Source organism: Erysipelatoclostridium sp. AM42-17 (assembly GCF_003480255.1).
In the GTDB taxonomy this organism is placed as follows: domain Bacteria; phylum Bacillota_I; class Bacilli_A; order Erysipelotrichales; family Coprobacillaceae; genus Faecalibacillus.
Genome location: NZ_QUIN01000008.1, coordinates 59,449 through 78,186 on the forward strand (window position 1 = coordinate 59,449; position 18,738 = coordinate 78,186).

Genomic DNA, 18,738 nt, shown 5'->3' on the forward strand with positions numbered 1-18,738 from the left:
TGTGTATAGCGTTAGAGGAAAGGAGGCAGCTTATGATATACAAGGTGGAAACGATAAAAGATGGAACAGAAAAATATTTTTTCATCAGAAATCTGGAAACAATGAGTATTGAAGAACTGCCAAGTAAATATCTAATGCATAAGATTAAATGTAAACGTTCACCAAATACAGTGAAACGCACAGCATTTTCAATCTGCTATTATATGAAATATATGGCAGAGAAAGAAATGGAACTCACAGAAGTCTATCAGTTAGATTATGAAAAACAGACAGAACACTTTGTGGAATTTTTATACTGGCTTAAAGCCGGAAACCATACAGAGCAAACGGCTGGAGAAAAGAAGTGTCCGAATGAAGGAACCTGCAACGCATACTTAAAAGATGTGTTCAGGTTCTATTTATTTATAGAGGCAGAATATGAACAGTACGGAAGTCTCAAAACCTTATCGTATAACCAGATTATAGCGGTTAATCAGGTGGGAGTAAAAAAGGTACTGCGGAATCATTCTTTTAAAGCCTATCTGAAGGAAGAGGAACATCGTGGGAGAACAGCAAAAGAAAATCAGATTATTACAATTTTACAGGCCTGTACGAACCGAAGAGATCAGCTTCTGTTACTTATGTTAGCAGAAACCGGATACAGAATTGGGGAACTACTGGGAGTAAAATATGTCAAAGATATTGATTATAGGAATCACATGATAAGGGTATGCTTCCGGGAAGATAATGAAAATGAAGCGAGAGCCAAAAATGCGGAATACAGAAGTGCCAAGATAAGTAATGATACGTTTGAATTTCTCATGGATTATCTGGCAAAATATCGGAAAATCCTGCAACATCAGGATTACCTGTTTGTGAATATCATGGGTGAGAACATTGGAAAGCCATTAAGAGTGGACAGTGTATATGATATGTTGGACCGAATGGAAAAGAAAACCGGAGTTAAAATCACACCCCACATGTTACGTCACTATTTTGCAAATATGCGAAAGCAGGCAGGATGGGAACTGGAAATGATCAGTCAGGCATTGGGGCATAAACATTTGGATACGACTATAAAGTATCTGGACTGGCTGGATGATGAACTGATAGAAGCAAGTAATGAGTTTTATGCACAACACACTGCTATTTATGGGGCGGAACGTCTGCTGGAGTAGGGAGGTGTGAGAAATACCTATATATTTATTGCAACAGGCAGAACACATAACAGAATCTGAAGTAGATATTGAGAAGAAAAAGCAGGAACTATATTCAGAAATTGATGCACTTGGAATAAAAAGCGATTCAAGAATTAACAAATTGAAAAAGTTCTTGGCAGATAGAAAAATCTGGCATCTGGAAGAAATGGATTATCCTTTGCGAAATTCGTATGAACAATATTTAAGAGGACAGATACGATCACAAATTGTATCTTTCTATTTGAAAATATATGATACGGTAAAACAACAACATATCTATCAACAAATGCAGACGCTAAATGGAAAGCGGATATATGAATGGAAATATCAAAATAAAATTTATTTTCTGAAGTATTATCCGGAAAAGGAAATAGCTGAGACCTTTGAAACTTCTTATAAAACAAACCTATTGGTGTGGGATTTTACACAAAATTGTTCAGAAGTTTTAAAGAAACAAATTTTTTATACGTTGAGTCGTATCATTGCCAATACTTCAATGTCTAAGGCTTATAGAAATGTCAGGTTAAAATCCTTAAAACTTCTTTATGATTCTTGTGTTCAGTTAAATATTACGGATATTGGATTGCTGGAAATGGAACAAGTGGAAACTATTTTAAAGAATTTTCCCGAAACGAGTCAACGAAGTATTTTAGGTGAATGCAGAAGAGATGCGTTTATGCAGCAGGAACAGATCCAATGGGAAGCAAATGTATGGTATCTGGAACGATTACATCTTGGAAAACATCGGATAGACGAAAGTAAATCCTTAATTAGCATTTCTTTTATGGAAGTCAAGGAAATACAGAATCGAGAAATTTTACAGGCATACATGAAATATGAACTGGGAATTACTGGACAGGCAGTCAGCACGATTGTACGAAGATTTGTATGTATTAGAAATTTTATTGAACTGCTGGAACAAGAAAAGATACTGGCGATTCATGCAACTGTCGCAGAAGTAAAAAAGTATGCAGACGGCTTGCGAGAACGGGGAATACAGGCAAAGGGATTTAATGAAAGAATTTTCGGTATCGGTCATTTTTATAAATTCATGGAAGTTAAACAGTATATTACAAGAATGCCATTCCGAATTGAATATTTCCAACAAAAAGAAGTAATAGTACATCATGATCGTAGCGTTGAGGAAACAGTATATATGGAAATTTTGAAAAAATTATATCTTTTTCCAGAGCGATTACGATGTATGTTCCTACATCTGTGGTGTCTAGGATTACGGGCGAGTGAAGTGTGTACATTGAAAGGAAATGCTTATTATCAGCAGGGCGAGGATTATTGGATTCAGGTGTATCAGGTCAAAATGAAGAATTATAAAAGGATTCCAATCCCACAGGCACTTTATCAGATTATGAAAGTATACTTGAAAAAACATGAAATTCAGCCTGAAGAATTCATTTTTAAAAACAGCAGAGGTGGTGCTTGTCTATATGGTACATTCCGAACTCAGATGATAGAAGCGTGCCGGGAAAATAAGATTGCAAATGGAGAATATTTATTTCAATCACACGATTATCGACATACAGTAGCAACTATGTTTTATGACAGTCATGTATCACTGCAAAGTATCAGGGATTATCTTGGACATACTTATGAAGAGATGACAAGACAGTATATTGATTATATGCCGCAAAGGATTGCAAAAGCAAATGATGAGTTCTTTGAAATGCAAGGAAGTAGTTTAGCATCATGGCTAAAGAAAGAGGAAAAAGATGGAAAATGATATTATATACTTCAGCGATTTCCCCAATTTACAAGAAACAGGGACACGTAAGGATAATGGAAAATTTGATTTAACGTTGCTTCCAACGCAAGAATTAAAGGAAGAGTTTCGAGGTTATATTATGTATCGCTGCAAAAACGGAACGTTTAGAGCATTGATTCAGGATCGAACAGCTTATAATCATATTGCAAAGTTTTTGAACAGCAGAATAAATCGGAGAATCAAAAGCCTTGGAGATAGAAATCCAGAAAAATGGATATCACTTTTAAAAGGCTGGATGTTAGAACAGGGAATAACTATTGTAAAAGAAAAGAAGAGTGTGTATGGTACAGTAAGCTATGGCGAAGCAGTGACGATATTATATTTCAGAAACGTACTGAAATTTTTAGGGCCAGAAGATTTACGGGATGAGATAGAAAAAGATGTTTGGGAACTAAAAAATCTGGATATTAAAATCAGATCCAATCCAATTTATAATGTAAAAACACTGGATTTCAGAAAAATATATCAGCCAGATATCAGGGAAGAATGTAAGAAAGCTGTTTATATGAATCTGCAGTATGAAGCAATAGGAACTGTACAGGGAGAATTGACAATAATGAGGATATTCTCAGAATATCTCCAAAAAGAGTATTCCAAAATAAAAAGCTGCAGTGAAATAGACAGAGAAGTGTTGGAAGAATTTTTGATACATCTGTCAACAAAAGATACTTCCCATAGTGCGAATAGTTCTTATGTAATTTCATTAAGACGACAGTTAGAGACAATCGGAAAAATTTACAGCTATGAAAGATTGGAGCATTTATTTATTAATACGGATATTCCACCGGAAGTAAATGCAGAATTTAGAGTGTATTCTGATGATGAAATGAAACGACTGAATGCGGAAATTACACAGATGGATGTACAGATTGCAAGATGTCTTCTGATACATCAGATGCTTGGAACTAGGATATCAGATACCCTTACACTGAGACCAGATTGTCTGACGAGAGAAAATGGCCAAGATATGATTGAAATATATCAAGTTAAAACTAAAAGATATAAAAAACCGATCAGTAAAGAACTTGCAAAACTGTTACAGAGTTCTATTGAATATACACAGGAAAAGTTCGGTGATACAGAATACATATTTGTTAATGAAAAAGAACCTGACCGCCCGATGCAGTATATGGCTATAAAAACAAAAGTCATGTCCATGATACAGGAAAAGCAGTTGAAAGATGATCATGGCGAATTATTCGGGTTTGGAACGCACATGTTCCGGCACTACTATGGCGTCAAACTTACAGAAATGCATCTGGATGACTGGACGATAGCGAGACTATTGGGGCATAAAAGACTGAATAATGTACAGCATTACCGGAAAATGAGCAATCAAAGAATGGCAGACGAAACCAGAGAAGTAAGACAGAGGATGAGTGACATCATATATATGAGTCTGGCAAGATGGGGTGAAGAATATGAGCAAATACGACAAGATGATTGAGGAAAATCAGAGAAAAAGTAAAGAGAAAATTGAACTGGCATTGCAAGCAATACAAGATATGCTGGCAAATAAAGAACGTATCAGCGTTCCAAAGCTGATGAAGAAAACTGGATTGTCGAGAGGATTCTTTTATAAAAATCCAACCGTCCGGGATACATTGAACCAAGCAGTAGAGCAACAGGCCGGAATGATAGATCCAAGAAGAGAAATTCTGAACATGGCGATGGAAAAACAGATTGAACTGTTGAACCAGAAGGTGGCAGCTCTGAGCAGAGAAAATAAGGAACTGAAGAGAAAGAACGAAAAGTTACAGAAGGCATTACGGAAACAGGATTTGAATTTTATTAAGAACTTATAACATTGAAAATAATAAGATGGAAGAGATGTGTGCAGACACATCTTTTCATCGTTGAGGATAAAATATATAGAATGAGAATGGGATTGTTTTATGGTATACTAAAAGTGAAATGCTAACTTTGATATGAGGTATAAAACAATATGACAGAAATACAAATTAAAAATTTAATTAAAGAATATGAAAAAGAATATATTGAGTTTATGGAAATTGAGAAATTACCACAGTATAAGATAGATTTTTTTGAAATTAATGTTGAGGAAAGCGATGCAGCAGGATTCGCTTCAGCCGCCCAAGCTTACTATAATACGAAAACAGATGAACATATATTAAGGATATGCAAAAGTTCGGAAATACCAAGGTATATTGTGTTTCATGAATTTACGCATATTTTAGATACGGAAATGTATGCAAAGCAAGATTCTTGGAAATATATGGCTTTGTCTGGTTATACAGAATATCATGCAGCACAAGTTGAATTGATGATAATGTTAGGAGCAGATAGTATACAAACTCAAGATTTTTCATTTACAGTTGATGTTGAAATAGGTAATAGTACAGTTAGGAATTACCTAAACTCAAGACATCAATTAGTAGTGAATATGATGAATAGAACAGATTTTCCAAGAGATATTGAAGCATTAAAAACAACGGTAGGTGTGCTATATAATTATTTTGGAGTGCGTTCTATATGTAAAATGTATGCGAAAGATTATACTGAAGAAGTGGATAACACAATTATTATTCAGAAACTTTCAAAAGTATTATTTGAAGAGATAAATAGCTTTATGGTTGGATGGTTTAATGAAGCACAAGTAGAGCTGAGCTTTGTGTCATATATGAAAATAATGTGGCCTATGCTTCAAAGCTATTTTGGAAAAGAATGAAAGATAGTAACAGTAAACACAGTTTTGTATACAGTTAAACCCAGTAAAATCAACGCATGAGGGGAACTGGCTACATTTTACTTCCCTAATTGGTGGCAAGATATGCCTATGATCCTTTATTCTTTTTTTGATGAATATGATTTATCTCATAAAAAGATTGTTCCATTTTGTACAAGTGGAGGAAGTGGCTTAAGTCAAACTGTAGAAACAATAAAAAAACTTGAACCGGAGGCTGATGTTACTGAGGGATTTCATGTAGGAAGTGATGATGTTGATCAATGTCAACAAGATTTAAAAAACTGGTTAAATAAAATAAATTAGAAAAGAGGAAAAAATATGAATTTATATGCAACAGATAAAGAATATAAAGAAAGATTAGATTATTTTTTAGAAGAAGTAAAAAATGATGAAGGCAATAAGCTTGATGAAGAAACACGTTATTTAGCTATTTTATCAGTATTGATGGGTAATCAAGGAATTTGTGCTTATGAAGAAGTCTTAAATCAAGCACTTGATGTTTTATCACCTATTAAAGTTAAAGAAATGATTTATCAAGCAACTGATTATTTAGGTTATGGAAGAATGCTTGAATTTTTAAAAGTAACAAATGAAGTATTTGTACAAAAAGGAATTGAACTTCCTTTAGAATCACAAACTACGACAACTATAGAAAACAGATTAGAAAAAGGGATTCAAGCACAAGTAGATATTTTTGGTGAACATATGAATGAAGCTTGGAAAAAAGGAACAGTGAATAAATGGTTAGCCTCTAACTGTTTTGGTGATTACTATACAAGAACTGGTTTAGATTTAAAACAAAGAGAAATGATTACTTTTTGTTTCTTATATGGTCAAGGTGGTTGTGAACCTCAAGTTATGGCACATATTCAAGGAAACTTCAATTTAGGAAATGATGCAGCATTTCTTACTAATGTTGTATTACAATGTTTACCATATATGGGATATCCTCGTAGTTTAAATGCAATAAGTTGTATTAATAAAGCAAGTGAAAATGCAAAATAAAAAACTAAAAAAGATCATAGATTTATTGATGTTGTTATCTTTGTTTTTTCTCATGGGCTACTTTTACTTTGATAAAAGTAGCCATATGTTAATAGGCATACTTTGTTTTGTGTTATTTATTATTCATCAAATTCTCAATATGAGTTGGTATAAGACGCTTTTAAAAGGAAAATACACATATCCAAGAATCATTATTTTTATTATTAATGTGTTATTACTTCTTTGTATGCTTTTACAAATGATAAGTGGTTTTATGATGTCGTCTTATATAAGTGGGATTCATCAAGGGATGGCTCTTTTTAGAAGAATATATTTAGCGCTTTGTTATTGGTGTTTTATTTTGGTTGTTTGTCATATAGGAATTCATGTAAGAGGAATTTTGAGAAAACAACATTTCAAGATATTTTATTTAGTCATATCTTTATATGGTTTATATGTGTTAATAAAGAGAAATATTTTAGCTTATATGTTTTTTAGGGTTGAGTATTATTTTTTTGATACTACATCAATTTTTATCTTTTATTTAGATCATCTTGCAATGATGATTTTATTTGTGGGATTAACAGATATTTTATTAAAAGGGGTGAGAAAATATGAAAGTACTCGTCTTATTAGGAAGTCCTCATAAAAGGGGTTCCTCTAGAATGTTGGCAGACCATTTTATTAAAGGGGTAAAAGAAAATGGTCATACAGTTGATGTTATAGATATTGCACACAGTACAGTTCATCCCTGTTTAGGTTGTGATTATTGTGGAATGGATGGGGATTGTGTTCAAAAGGATGATATGTATCATATTAAAGAAATGATAATGAACCATGATTTATTGGTGTTTGTTACTCCACTTTACTATTTTGGTATGTCAGCTCAATTAAAATTGATGATTGATCGTTTTTATAGTTTTAATGGTGCATTGATGAACGCTCATAAAAAAAGTGTTTTGCTTTCTGTAGCTTATGAACAATCTAATGAAGCAATGAGTGATTTGTATCATCATTATCTCACTATTTGTCGTTATTTACATTTTAAGAATTTAGGATCAGTATTAGGTTTAGGTTGTGGAACTGTATCTATGACACAAAACAGTATTTATCCTCAAAAAGCATATGAGTTAGGATTAAGCATTAAATAAAAGATAACTTGTTATCATGACAAGTTATTTTTTTTCATCTTTTTATCATGTATAATAATTTTAATTACAAAAGGATGATGAATAATGAAAACAATATGTATTAGAAAAGCACAATCAAAAGATTTAGAAGATGTTGAAGAATTATATAATCAAATACATGATTTAGAAGAACAAAATAAAACAACTACTGGTTGGTTACGCAATATTTATCCAATTAAACAAACTGCTTATGATGCATTAAAAAGAAGTGATTTATATGTATTAGAAGATAATGATAACATAGTAGGCAGTGCGATTATTAACCAAATTCAGGGTGAGATGTATGCAAAGGGGAGTTGGCAATATCGAGCTTTACCTGATGAAGTATGTGTTTTACATACTTTAGTTATTTCACCCTATGTTAAAAACAAAGGGTATGGTAAATTATTTGTTCAATTTTATGAAGATTATGCAAAAGAACATGGTTATTATGAATTGCGTATAGATACAAATGAAAAAAATAAAGCAGCACGTGGTTTATATTATAAATTAGGGTATCAAGAAATAGGAATCATACCAACACAATTTAATGGTATCCCAGATGTTCGTTTAGTGTTATTAGAAAAAAGGTTGAAATAAGATATATGGAAAAATTAAAAAATGAAATAAAGGATCTATATTTCAAATATCATAAGGAATCAACTTATCGTCATGTTTATCATGTTTTTCAAGTAGCACGAATTCTTGGAAAGCAATATCATTTAGATATAGAAAAATTAGAAATAGCAGCTTTACTTCATGATATCAGTGCTATTGTAAGTCATGATGAAATGTATTTTTATAGTCAACAGTTATATTTAGATATTGATCCCAGTGAAGAAAAATATCATTTTTTGTTACATCAGCGTATTTCAAAATATATCGCTTATAATTATTTTGATATACATGATCAAGATATTTTAGATGCGATTGAATGTCATACAACTTTGAAAAAAGATGCTAATGAGTATGATAAAGTTATATTTTTATCTGATAAACTAGCGTGGGATCAATCAGGCATACCACCTTATTATCAAGGCTTAAAGAAAGCAATAGCAATTTCATTAGATGAAGAATGCTATTATTTTATGCAATATCAATTTGATCATCATCAAATATTAATGCCTCATACTTGGTTGTTAGAGGCTTATCATCAATTACAAAGGAGAATCCAAGATGAAAAAAATCATTGCTGATATGTATACTCTAGTAAGTGGACATGCCTATGGAACGATAAGGAAGTCTTAAAAAAGATAGTGAAGGAGAATCAAAGATGTTTCGTAAAATGAGAAGATTTAAACAAGAGTTAAGTAAAGAAGAATGTATAGAAGTTTTAAAAAATGAACCAAGAGGCGTATTGTCTGTATTAGGAGATGATGGTTACCCTTATGGAATCCCAATGAATCATTGGTATAATGAAAAAGATGGAAAATCTATTTTCATGGTGCTAAATCAGGACATAAAATAGACGCTGTCAAAAAATATGAGAAGGTTTCATTTTGTGTCTACGATAAAGGATATCGTAAAGAGGGGGAATGGTCTTTAAATATTCGTAGTGTAGTCGTATTTGGAAAAATTCATCTAGTAGAAAGCAAAGATAAAAATGAGGAAATATGTTCAAATCTTTGTAAGAAGTTTACAGATGATGAAGCATATTTAAAACATGAACTTTTACATTCTGGACCTGCTGTTCTTTGCCTTGAATTAACACCTGAACATATAACAGGAAAATTAGTTAATGAATCATAATATAAGGAGAAGATATGGATGGCATCAAGTAAACAATATTTACAATTTATCTTGGCTCAATTATCTGACCTAACGGATGTTACATATAGATCAATGATGGGAGAATTTATTATTTATTATCAAGGTAAGATAGTAGGTGGAATATATGATGATAGATTACTTGTAAAGCCGGTAAAAACAGCTATTGAATATATGCCTACTGTCGTATATGAAAAGCCATATGATGGAGCAAAAGAAATGTTGCTGGTTAATGAAGTTGATCAACCCAAATTTTTAACTGGGCTTTTTCAAATTATGGTAGATCAGTTACCAGAACCTAAAAAAAGAAAGAATAATTAATAGGAAACGACATGCTTGATAAAGCAATATAATAGTTTTCATATGAAGGGAGCTACAAAATTTATGGAAAATAAGGATGTTCAAAACTTAGCAAAATTGACAATGCAATATGCAAAAGAGATTATTAAATCAGGTATGTCATTGGTTGATTTAAGAAAAGATTTAGAAAAGAAAATGTTTATATTGGGAGCTGATTCTTTTTGGTATTGGAATATAGGTGCATTTATTTTTTCGGGAGATGAAACATATGTTTCAATATCGGGGAAACACTATACAACATCTGATAGATTTATTCAAAATGACGATATTATTACCATAGATTTGTCACCCCAAAACAATAATATTTGGGGAGATTATGCAAGGACAATTGTTGTTGAAAATGGGATAGTTGTTGATTGTATAGATAACATTCAAAATAATGATTGGAGAAAAGGACTACAAATGGAAAATAGTTTACATCAAGAATTATTAAAGTATGTTACTGTTGAAACAACTTTTGAAGATCTTTATTTTCATATGAATAATATGATAAATAAAGAAGGATTTATAAATTTGGATTTTTTAGGAAATTTAGGACATTCTATTGTAAATAAAAGCGAAGATAGAATTTATATTGAAAAAGGGAATAAAATAAAATTAAGTGATGTAAATTATTTTACATTTGAACCTCACATAAGCGTATCAAATTCTCCATATGGCTATAAAAAAGAAAATATTTATTATTTTGACAATGGGCAGTTAGTAGAATTATAATGTAAGTTCAGTAATTTTATATGTGATATGACACTATTTTATTAGCTTTGATGACAACAATGATTGCTTTCATGCCTAACTGATTTATGACATGAATGGATTGAATATAATAAAAGTTGTAAAGGAGAGTTGAACATGAAAGAGGAAAATATTGTTTTAGGAATCAAAATTAATAAAAAGAAAATGCTAGTTAATTTTATTAGTTTATCTCTTGTGCAAGGAATGATTATTTTTGTTGGATTATTTAATTTGTTAAAAACATATTTAATGTTGAATAACATAGAAATAATCTTTATTAGTATGATTGTTTTTATTGTTGCTGAAATATTCTTTTTATCTTTATCAGGTAGTTCAGAGTATCTGGAAATAAAGAATAAAAAATTAGGTTATTATCGTACCAATAGCGGATTGAAAGGTGTATTCCAACTTTTAAAAACAAATAATAGTGCAGATAATATATTTTTGTTAGATATGGAACATATCAGTTTAATAAAAATAAGTTATGTAAAGACTACAGGAGGCTGGGCACAAAATGGTTATGCAATTCAGTTAACATTTTTATTAACCGATCATTCTCAATTTACTATCGTTCCTACTACAATGAATGCGATAGAAGATGGAACTTATAAAGCGTTTATTGATTATATTGAACAATGTGGGATCACAGTGATAGATAAGTATAATATTTGTTCTTTACTTAGTGGGAATGTTGATAGTTTTAATACTTATATAAAAGAATTAGAAAGAGGGATGAAACATGATTAAAATCTCTTTTAAATGTTCTGAAAGTATAAGTGAACAAATCAAGAAATATTTAAAGAATAATCCATATATTGAATATGTAGATGAAAATCAATTAGATAGTCAGTCTGTTATTATTATTTTAATTAATACTATAGAGGATCTTCATCGAGCTATTAATTTAAAAGGCAAATATCATTCAGACATGATTTGTGTTGTAGATGATGAAACTTACATGTTTGATTTATTAGATATCAAGCCTGTATTATTTATGAAAAATCCATGTACTGAAGATGATTTATCACAAATGTTTGATTTTTTTGAAATGAAAAATAATAATTTAGATTACTATATAGAGTTTAAAACAAGTTACTCACATATTCGTTTATGTGCTAAAACAATTATGTATATTGAATCTTATGGACATAATTTAGTGGTTCATAGTGAACAGGCTTCTTTTGTTGTTCGTGAAAAATTATCAGATGCATTTTTTAAACTACAACCATATGGATTTATACAAACCCATAAATCATTTGTTGTAAATAAGAGTTTTATTTATAAAAAAACAAGTCATGAAATTATTCTTAATGATTCAACTCAAATACCGATTGGCAAAACTTTTAAAAAATTATTGAAAATATAAATTATAAGGAATGAAGTTAATAGTTGATTTTTATATGAAAAGAACTTTTTTACAATGTTGTGAATTGAAGTTCTTTTTATTATGTAAATCAATTTGTGTGCTATAATTTTAATGAGTTAAGGGGATGATGAAAATGAAAATATTCGCATTTACAGGAGCGGGAATATCAAAACAAAGTAATATACCAACATTTATGGAAAGACCAGATGTAAGAGAAAAACTATTTAGAAGTTACGCTAATACACATCATGAAGAATATAATGAGGTCATTAAACAATTAAAAGCTAATATGAATGGTGCAAAGCCTAACGATGCACATATTGTTTTAGCACAATATCATATTCCCATTATTACAATGAATATTGATGGATTACATAAAATGGCAGGAAGTGATGCTTTGGAATTACACGGTGGTTTACCGGAAGATGATGAAATGGATAAAGCGTATTCTTTATATAACAAACCTGTACTTTATGGAGATCCAGCACCAAACTATCAAAAAGCTTATGAAATGGTTTATGCTTTACAACCAGGAGATGTCTTTTTAGTTGTTGGATGTTCATTTCATACAGGAATATCGGTTGATTTAAGAGAAGTTGCTAAAGCTAGGGGTGCAAAAATAATTGAAATCCAAGAAGATGCTGCTCATAATGTAAGAAAAGTTCTAGAAGAATTACTAAATAAAGGTTAGTTTCAAAGACTTAGGAGAAAATGAGTGATATGAAAATACCATTACTGCTATGTACGATTCTATTAGTGGGTATTTCTATTCCTTTATATTTTGGCAAATGTTCCAATATGATTGCTGGATATCATGATTTAAGTAAAGATGATAAAGAAAAAATAAATAAAATGAGGTTATGTAGAGTGTTAGCTATAACACTTGATATAGCTGCAATCATTTTAATATTGGGAGCTAATTCTATTATTGGTATAAATGATACAATTATTTTAGATATCGTTACCTTGATAATAGGAACGATATTGAGTCAGATTGTTTCAAAAAATAAATAAGAAAAGGTATTGAGAAAATGATATTTGTAAAATAAGCTATAGTTATATTTATGCGTTTTTTATGTTCTAGCAAGAGCATATGAAGTAGATTAGAGAAAGGAAACTTTATGCAAACAATTTTAATAAAGCCTCATCATTTTATTGATATTATTAAATTATATGGGGCAGGTATAGAAAAATTTGTACCGGATGAAAAAATGGGACATGATTTTTACAAGGTTGCTAATATGATTATTGATAATCCATTAATAACTTTAAAACTTACTGTTTATGGAGATGATATTTGCAAACCATGTAAAAAATATGACAAGGAATGTACTGATCCATTGGATTGTATTCCAGGATATTCTAGTAAGAATAAATATAATATGACGCTAGATGATAGAATTATTCACTTTTATAATTTAAATGAAGAAACATATACTGCTAAACAATTATGCAAGATTATTAATAATGAAAAAGAAAATATCTTCAAAGTATGGATTGAAGAAGAGGATACTTTAACACAAAAAAGATTTGAATTATTTTCAATAGGAGCAAACAAATTTTTAAATTTATAATTAAAATATAAGATAAAAGATAAGGAGAAAAACGATGGCAAAAGATAAAAGATTTGAAAAAGTATACTCACAAGGAAAACTAACATTAACAGAAATTTGGGTTGATAGAGAAACAGGAGTGAATTATATATTCCATACGAGTGGTAATGCAGGAGGAATGACACCATTACTAGATAGAGAAGGTAAACCTGTCATTACACCAATTATCAATAAATAATTTGATGAGGGAGGAAGATCATGGTAACCGTTATTTTATTTCTTGTTTTAGTTATATATATTATTTTACTCATTGTAAAATATAAAAACAAAAGCAATACAAATATGAATTGGATAATCCAGTTTGTTCAAGGTATCATATGGTGTGTACTTGCTGCAGATAATTGGCATCATAGTCATATTGCTGTTCAAATTGGCTATATCGTGATTATTCTTTTATCCTTCATAACAGGTATTCAAGAGTTTATAAAATGTAAAAAATAATTGTTACTTTAAGGAGAAAATGATGAAACATAAAGTGAAAATAACTGTTTTAGATAAAAAGCTATATCCTGAATTACAACAACATTATTGTGCAAATCCTCATTCAGGTGTTTGTCCATGTTACAATGTAGGCGATGAATTTATATTTTATCGTGATGATAAACGTGATGATTTTTGGCATATGGGATTGAATACTTTAATCAAAACAAATGGTAATCGAGATACGATAGCAGGAGGACCTAAATTACCATTTTGTTCAGAAGCATGGGATGCGATTTCTCGTTACATCTATACGGGATTACAAGGTGGCTCTATTATGAATGGGTGGATGAAAAACGAAAATGAAATGATTGCCTGTTGCAGTGATGGAACAAGACCAGTTATCTTTAAAATTGAACGGATTAATTATGAATAAATTTACATTGAGGTGATAAAATGGGACAAATGAAAAAGGCTTATTTTCATCTTCCAGGTTTATTTGAATTTTACGAATTATATCAAAAGTTCTTACCTTTATTTAAAGAACATCGTGAATATTTTTATGAATGGTGTGATATAGGTTCTATATATGGATCGCCTGCAAATTGCATTTGGAATGGTGGTCGTATCAGTTACGAAAATCCTGATCCTCAAAAAGTTTTGAGTTTAATGCAGGAATATGATATTTCCGCAAGACTTACTTTTAGTAATTCCTTATTAAAAAAAGAACATCTTTTAGATCAAAGATGTAATGATCTTTGTGATTTGCTTGAAAGATGTAAAATACAAAATGGTGTTATTGTCCATAGTGATTTGTTGCTAGATTACTTAAAAAAGAAATATCCAAAACTTTATTTTGTTTCTTCTACAACCAAGGTAATAACGAAGTTTGAACAATTAGAAAATGAAGTGAATAGAAAAGAATTTCGCTATGTTGTACCAGATTTCCGTTTAAATAAATCTTTTCATCAATTTGACCATTGGTCACAAATGCAAAAAGATAAATTAGAATTTTTATGTAATGAGTGTTGTTGGATTGGCTGTCAAGATAGAAAATTGTGTTATGAAACTGTAAGTCGTCAAAATTTAGGAGAAGATTGTTTAGATCATCAATGTAAGGCTCCAGAAGCCAATAAGGGATATCTTTTTTCAAAAGCAATGGAAAACCCATCATTTATTAGTATTGATGATATAAAGAATATTTATTTACCAAAAGAATTTTCACAATTTAAAATAGAAGGAAGAGGATTAGGAAGTGCTTTAGTTTTAGAGTTTATACTTTATTATATGACTAAACCTGAATACCAAATACATGTAAGGGAATATATGTATTTAGATAATATGTTAGATTTATTTTAAGATGTGAAGGTTATTGAGAGGGATGTATATGGGAGCAATGAGTGTTTTATTTTTAATGGGAATTCTTTCATCTATTTTTATTTTTTTCATAACTATTTTTATTGTAATTGTAGCCTATAGTGTTATGAGTTATGTTTTTGAAAGTATGGCATTGAGGTTAATGACTAAGAATTTGTGGAATAAAGAAGGAATGAGAGTATGGATACCATTTTATAATAAGTCTATTTTTGGAAAAATAGTAGGTTATAAAGCATTAGGAATGATCTCAAGTTGTCTTACTTTGATATCTTTTTTACTAAGTATGTATTTCTTTTTTTACCAACAATTGAAGATGGTTTTGTTTTTGGTTTTATTATTGATGTTGATCATTACATTTATTTTAGATACTTTCATAGCTCATAGAATATATATGAATGTGAGTCCTCGATATGGAGATATTTTAACAGCAACAACCATTTTATCACTAGGGTTATTAAGACCGCTTTTTCTTTTTTTAGTAAGAAATAAATTTCATGATATAAAAAATGATAACTAATGTTATTTTGTGAAGGATGTCATGTGAATTATATAGAAGTAACTCAAAAAAATAGATGATGAACATATATGTTGTGCAATTTCTAATCAATATGATGAATAAAAATGGTTTTTAAAATGATGAGATGCTAGGGAGTAAGTGAAAATGACAGAGTGGGATAAATTACAATTAGGAAAGATGTACAATGACTTTGATCAAGATTTGTTTAATCGAAGAGTTGAAGCCAAAAAACTGTTTAAAACTTATAATAAAACAGATGATGCAGATATTGAATTGAGGCAACAACTTATGGAAAAACTGTTTAAAAAGGTAGGCCAAAGAGTTTGGATTGAACCGGATTTTCATTGTGAATTTGGTAAGAATATTACTATTGAAGATGATGTATATATTAATTTTGGTTGTGTTATTCTAGATTGTGCTGAAGTGACTATTGGTGCTCATTCATTGCTTGGACCTAATATAGGTATTTATCCTGTTAATCATGCCCTTGATGCAAAAGAAAGAATAAATGGTGCTTGTATTGGGAAACCGGTACATATAGGCAAAAATGTCTGGTTAGGTGGCGATGTAAAAATATTAGTAGGAGTGACTATTGGCGATAATACGATTATTGGAACTGGAAGTGTTGTTACAAAAGATATTCCTAGTGATGTAATTGCTGTAGGGAATCCTTGTAAAGTCATAAGAAAAATTACAGAAGCAGATAAAACGGATTATTTTGATCATAAATAATATATATTGCTGAAGTGAACGAGTAAGAAAAATGTAACTTATTTATTCACTTTTTTTAATTGAATACTTATATATGGGTAAACTATTTACTAGACAGTACAAGAATAAGTCAAGTATAATAAAAATAAGGGTGATGAAGATGAAAAATAATATCAAAGGGAAAATAATAGGAATCATTGTTTTAATTGTTGTGACAATTGCTTTGTTATTGATATATTTTTTAGTACGCTCACCTATTGAATTTAATGAAAAGATAGTAAAAATCGAAATTAATTCTGCCTATGATGCAAGAAAAAATATAAAAAAAGTAAGGAACGGTTCTTTGAAAAGTGTCCAAATTAATGATAAAGAAGTGAATTATCAAAAATTAGGTCAATATTCTGTTATTTATACTTATAAGAAAAAAGAATATAAAACTTATGTAAAGGTTGTAGATAGTCATGCTCCACAGTTTGATGTTAAAAATCTAGATATAGATTTAGGTATGCATGTTCAGGCACAAGATATGGTAGAAAATATAAAGGATGCAACCCATACTCAAGTTTACTTTAAAAAGAAGTATTCTTTTGATCAAGAAGGAACACAGGAAGTGACGGTTTGCGTTAAAGATGAAGGTAAAAATATTACTGAAAAAAAGGCTAAAGTGACTATCGTTAAAGATAGTGAAGCACCTGACATTACAGGTTTAGATACACTTACTATCGTGGCAGGAGGAAATGCGGATTATCAAAAGGGTGTAGAAATTAAAGATAATCGAGATCCTAGTCCACAACTTCAAATTGATTTTAGCCAAGTTGATTTAACACAAGTTGGCACATATTATGTAACTTATACAGGAATAGACCGTTCTGGTAATAAAATATCAAAACAAAGAGAAATACAAGTTGTTAATAGAACTACAGCAGGAATTAATAAACAATCTAATGAAAAAATAGTGTATTTAACATTTGATGATGGACCATCTCAAAATACAAAAAGTATTTTGGATATTTTGGATCGTTATCACGCAAAAGCAACTTTTTTTGTTACGGGAAATAATCAAACTTATAATTATTTAATTAAATTAGCACATGAAAAAGGACATACTATTGCTTTACATACATATTGTCACGATTATAAAAAAGTATATGCATCATCTCAGTCTTATTTTGATGATTTGACGAAAGTGGGTAATATGGTTAAAGGATTAATAGGCTATGTTCCTCGTTATGTTCGTTTTCCGGGTGGGTCATCTAATACAATTTCACGTCGTTATTGTACAGGACTTATGTCATCTCTATCTAAAGAATTGATAAATAGAGGATATCAATATTATGATTGGAATGTCAGTTCATCAGATGCTTCAGGAAACAATGTAGCTGTTAATACCATCATTAATCAGGCAACATCATCACATGTTAATAATATTAATATTTTGTTTCATGATTCATCACCAAAAACAACAACAGTTCAAGCGTTACCTACAATTATTGAACATTATCAAGCATTAGGTTATCGTTTTGAAGCAATTAATGATCAATCATTTATTCCTCATCAACGAATAAATAATTAAATCATTTGACTTCACTTCATCTTTTCGATAAGATGTTAATAAATACAGTGAGTAGACATAGTAATAAATTATTAAAACATAGAGAGTCTTTGGTTGGTGGAAAAAGATTTGGCGTAATTTATGAATACAGCTATGAGTAGAACGTTGAATGGAGTAGGCGTCTCCGGTTATCACCGTTATATGATAAAAGTATGTTAGTACTTGATGAGGCTTATATAGTGATATATAGGTGAAATAAGGTGGTACCACGGGAATCAACTCGTCCTTTATGGATGAGTTTTTTTGTTTTTTTAAGGGGGATATAGAGATGATTATTGTATTAAAACAAAACACAAAACAAGAAGATGTAGAAAGAATTGAAAACGCAGTAAAAGCAAAAGGGTTACAAGCTCATATTTCAAGAGGGGATTTACAAACTATTATTGGTTTAGTTGGTGATACAACAAAAGTAGATCCAGAACAAATCGAAGTAGATCCAGCAGTA

General features: G+C 30.3%; 27 protein-coding genes, 1 pseudogene and 1 other annotated feature. All 28 genes and pseudogenes read left to right on the forward strand.

Annotated elements, in window-relative coordinates; all coding sequences use genetic code 11:
• Nucleotides 1-32: 32 nt before the first annotated feature.
• Nucleotides 33-1,157 carry a tyrosine-type recombinase/integrase gene (locus tag DW911_RS04665; RefSeq protein WP_006426957.1) on the forward strand — a complete coding sequence of 375 codons (1,125 nt, stop codon included), beginning with the start codon at nucleotides 33-35 and terminating at the stop codon, nucleotides 1,155-1,157.
• A gap of 28 nt (nucleotides 1,158-1,185) precedes the next feature.
• Nucleotides 1,186-2,916 (forward strand): tyrosine-type recombinase/integrase, encoded by a 1,731-nt coding sequence (locus DW911_RS04670; RefSeq protein ID WP_007886448.1) that lies wholly within the window; start codon nucleotides 1,186-1,188, stop codon nucleotides 2,914-2,916.
• The gene (locus DW911_RS04675; RefSeq protein WP_006426955.1) at nucleotides 2,906-4,405 is read left to right on the forward strand and encodes a tyrosine-type recombinase/integrase; all 1,500 of its coding nucleotides are present in this window, start codon (nucleotides 2,906-2,908) and stop codon (nucleotides 4,403-4,405) included. The genes DW911_RS04670 and DW911_RS04675 overlap by 11 nt, the downstream gene beginning before the upstream one ends.
• The gene (locus DW911_RS04680) at nucleotides 4,380-4,763 is read left to right on the forward strand and encodes a DUF6262 family protein (RefSeq protein WP_015513361.1); all 384 of its coding nucleotides are present in this window, start codon (nucleotides 4,380-4,382) and stop codon (nucleotides 4,761-4,763) included. Before DW911_RS04675 ends, DW911_RS04680 begins: the two co-directional genes overlap by 26 nt.
• Before the next feature lie 140 nt (nucleotides 4,764-4,903).
• Nucleotides 4,904-5,647, forward strand: a complete 744-nt coding sequence (locus DW911_RS04685) for a hypothetical protein (protein WP_006426953.1) — start codon at nucleotides 4,904-4,906, stop codon at nucleotides 5,645-5,647.
• Between the two features lie 66 nt (nucleotides 5,648-5,713).
• Nucleotides 5,714-5,968 (forward strand): flavodoxin, encoded by a 255-nt coding sequence (locus DW911_RS04690; protein ID WP_255415283.1) that lies wholly within the window; start codon nucleotides 5,714-5,716, stop codon nucleotides 5,966-5,968.
• Nucleotides 5,969-5,983: 15 nt separating this feature from the next.
• Nucleotides 5,984-6,670, forward strand: a complete 687-nt coding sequence (locus tag DW911_RS04695) for a carboxymuconolactone decarboxylase family protein (RefSeq protein ID WP_118433971.1) — start codon at nucleotides 5,984-5,986, stop codon at nucleotides 6,668-6,670.
• 139 nt (nucleotides 6,671-6,809) lie between these two features.
• On the forward strand, nucleotides 6,810-7,298 hold the full coding sequence (locus tag DW911_RS11330; protein WP_442896707.1) for a DUF4405 domain-containing protein: 489 nt from the start codon (nucleotides 6,810-6,812) through the stop codon (nucleotides 7,296-7,298).
• Entirely contained in the window at nucleotides 7,264-7,800 is a 537-nt protein-coding gene (locus DW911_RS04705; protein ID WP_118433967.1) for a flavodoxin family protein, read from the forward strand. The genes DW911_RS11330 and DW911_RS04705 overlap by 35 nt, the downstream gene beginning before the upstream one ends.
• Before the next feature lie 84 nt (nucleotides 7,801-7,884).
• On the forward strand, nucleotides 7,885-8,418 hold the full coding sequence (locus DW911_RS04710) for a GNAT family N-acetyltransferase (RefSeq protein WP_199589192.1): 534 nt from the start codon (nucleotides 7,885-7,887) through the stop codon (nucleotides 8,416-8,418).
• A 5-nt stretch (nucleotides 8,419-8,423) separates the two neighbouring features.
• Complete coding sequence (gene yqeK / locus DW911_RS04715) at nucleotides 8,424-9,014, forward strand: bis(5'-nucleosyl)-tetraphosphatase (symmetrical) YqeK (RefSeq protein ID WP_118607523.1); 591 nt, start codon at nucleotides 8,424-8,426, stop codon at nucleotides 9,012-9,014.
• A 77-nt stretch (nucleotides 9,015-9,091) separates the two neighbouring features.
• Nucleotides 9,092-9,286, forward strand: a complete 195-nt coding sequence (locus tag DW911_RS10980; RefSeq protein ID WP_199589190.1) for a pyridoxamine 5'-phosphate oxidase family protein — start codon at nucleotides 9,092-9,094, stop codon at nucleotides 9,284-9,286.
• Nucleotides 9,283-9,567 (forward strand): pyridoxamine 5'-phosphate oxidase family protein, encoded by a 285-nt coding sequence (locus DW911_RS11335; RefSeq protein ID WP_442896708.1) that lies wholly within the window; start codon nucleotides 9,283-9,285, stop codon nucleotides 9,565-9,567. The genes DW911_RS10980 and DW911_RS11335 overlap by 4 nt, the downstream gene beginning before the upstream one ends.
• An 18-nt stretch (nucleotides 9,568-9,585) precedes the next feature.
• Nucleotides 9,586-9,906: a TfoX/Sxy family protein gene (locus DW911_RS04725; RefSeq protein WP_118433963.1), complete on the forward strand. Its 321-nt coding sequence runs from the start codon at nucleotides 9,586-9,588 to the stop codon at nucleotides 9,904-9,906.
• Between the two features lie 63 nt (nucleotides 9,907-9,969).
• Entirely contained in the window at nucleotides 9,970-10,659 is a 690-nt protein-coding gene (locus DW911_RS04730) for a M24 family metallopeptidase (protein WP_118433961.1), read from the forward strand.
• Between the two features lie 135 nt (nucleotides 10,660-10,794).
• Nucleotides 10,795-11,424 (forward strand): hypothetical protein, encoded by a 630-nt coding sequence (locus DW911_RS04735; protein WP_118433959.1) that lies wholly within the window; start codon nucleotides 10,795-10,797, stop codon nucleotides 11,422-11,424.
• Entirely contained in the window at nucleotides 11,417-12,043 is a 627-nt protein-coding gene (locus DW911_RS04740; protein WP_118433957.1) for a LytR/AlgR family response regulator transcription factor, read from the forward strand. Before DW911_RS04735 ends, DW911_RS04740 begins: the two co-directional genes overlap by 8 nt.
• Before the next feature lie 133 nt (nucleotides 12,044-12,176).
• Nucleotides 12,177-12,734 carry a Sir2 family NAD-dependent protein deacetylase gene (locus DW911_RS04745; protein ID WP_118433955.1) on the forward strand — a complete coding sequence of 186 codons (558 nt, stop codon included), beginning with the start codon at nucleotides 12,177-12,179 and terminating at the stop codon, nucleotides 12,732-12,734.
• A gap of 29 nt (nucleotides 12,735-12,763) precedes the next feature.
• A complete protein-coding gene (locus DW911_RS04750; protein ID WP_158568243.1) occupies nucleotides 12,764-13,057 on the forward strand; it encodes a DUF3784 domain-containing protein in 294 nt (97 codons plus the stop codon).
• 107 nt (nucleotides 13,058-13,164) lie between these two features.
• On the forward strand, nucleotides 13,165-13,617 hold the full coding sequence (locus DW911_RS04755) for a hypothetical protein (RefSeq protein WP_118433951.1): 453 nt from the start codon (nucleotides 13,165-13,167) through the stop codon (nucleotides 13,615-13,617).
• Between the two features lie 34 nt (nucleotides 13,618-13,651).
• Nucleotides 13,652-13,834, forward strand: a complete 183-nt coding sequence (locus tag DW911_RS04760) for a DUF6440 family protein (RefSeq protein ID WP_118607524.1) — start codon at nucleotides 13,652-13,654, stop codon at nucleotides 13,832-13,834.
• A 20-nt stretch (nucleotides 13,835-13,854) separates the two neighbouring features.
• Nucleotides 13,855-14,097, forward strand: a complete 243-nt coding sequence (locus DW911_RS04765; protein ID WP_118433947.1) for a hypothetical protein — start codon at nucleotides 13,855-13,857, stop codon at nucleotides 14,095-14,097.
• A 22-nt stretch (nucleotides 14,098-14,119) separates the two neighbouring features.
• Nucleotides 14,120-14,512: a TIGR04076 family protein gene (locus tag DW911_RS04770; RefSeq protein ID WP_118607525.1), complete on the forward strand. Its 393-nt coding sequence runs from the start codon at nucleotides 14,120-14,122 to the stop codon at nucleotides 14,510-14,512.
• 20 nt (nucleotides 14,513-14,532) lie between these two features.
• Entirely contained in the window at nucleotides 14,533-15,435 is a 903-nt protein-coding gene (locus DW911_RS04775) for a hypothetical protein (RefSeq protein ID WP_118607526.1), read from the forward strand.
• Nucleotides 15,436-15,463: 28 nt separating this feature from the next.
• Nucleotides 15,464-15,970: a hypothetical protein gene (locus DW911_RS04780; protein ID WP_118433943.1), complete on the forward strand. Its 507-nt coding sequence runs from the start codon at nucleotides 15,464-15,466 to the stop codon at nucleotides 15,968-15,970.
• Nucleotides 15,971-16,114: 144 nt separating this feature from the next.
• Complete coding sequence (locus DW911_RS04785; RefSeq protein WP_118433941.1) at nucleotides 16,115-16,702, forward strand: sugar O-acetyltransferase; 588 nt, start codon at nucleotides 16,115-16,117, stop codon at nucleotides 16,700-16,702.
• 139 nt (nucleotides 16,703-16,841) lie between these two features.
• Complete coding sequence (locus DW911_RS04790; protein ID WP_233543008.1) at nucleotides 16,842-18,254, forward strand: polysaccharide deacetylase; 1,413 nt, start codon at nucleotides 16,842-16,844, stop codon at nucleotides 18,252-18,254.
• 38 nt (nucleotides 18,255-18,292) lie between these two features.
• Nucleotides 18,293-18,524 (forward strand) — a binding site (T-box leader).
• A 37-nt stretch (nucleotides 18,525-18,561) separates the two neighbouring features.
• A pseudogene (locus DW911_RS04795) lies at nucleotides 18,562-18,738 on the forward strand (3-deoxy-7-phosphoheptulonate synthase); the annotation flags it as partial.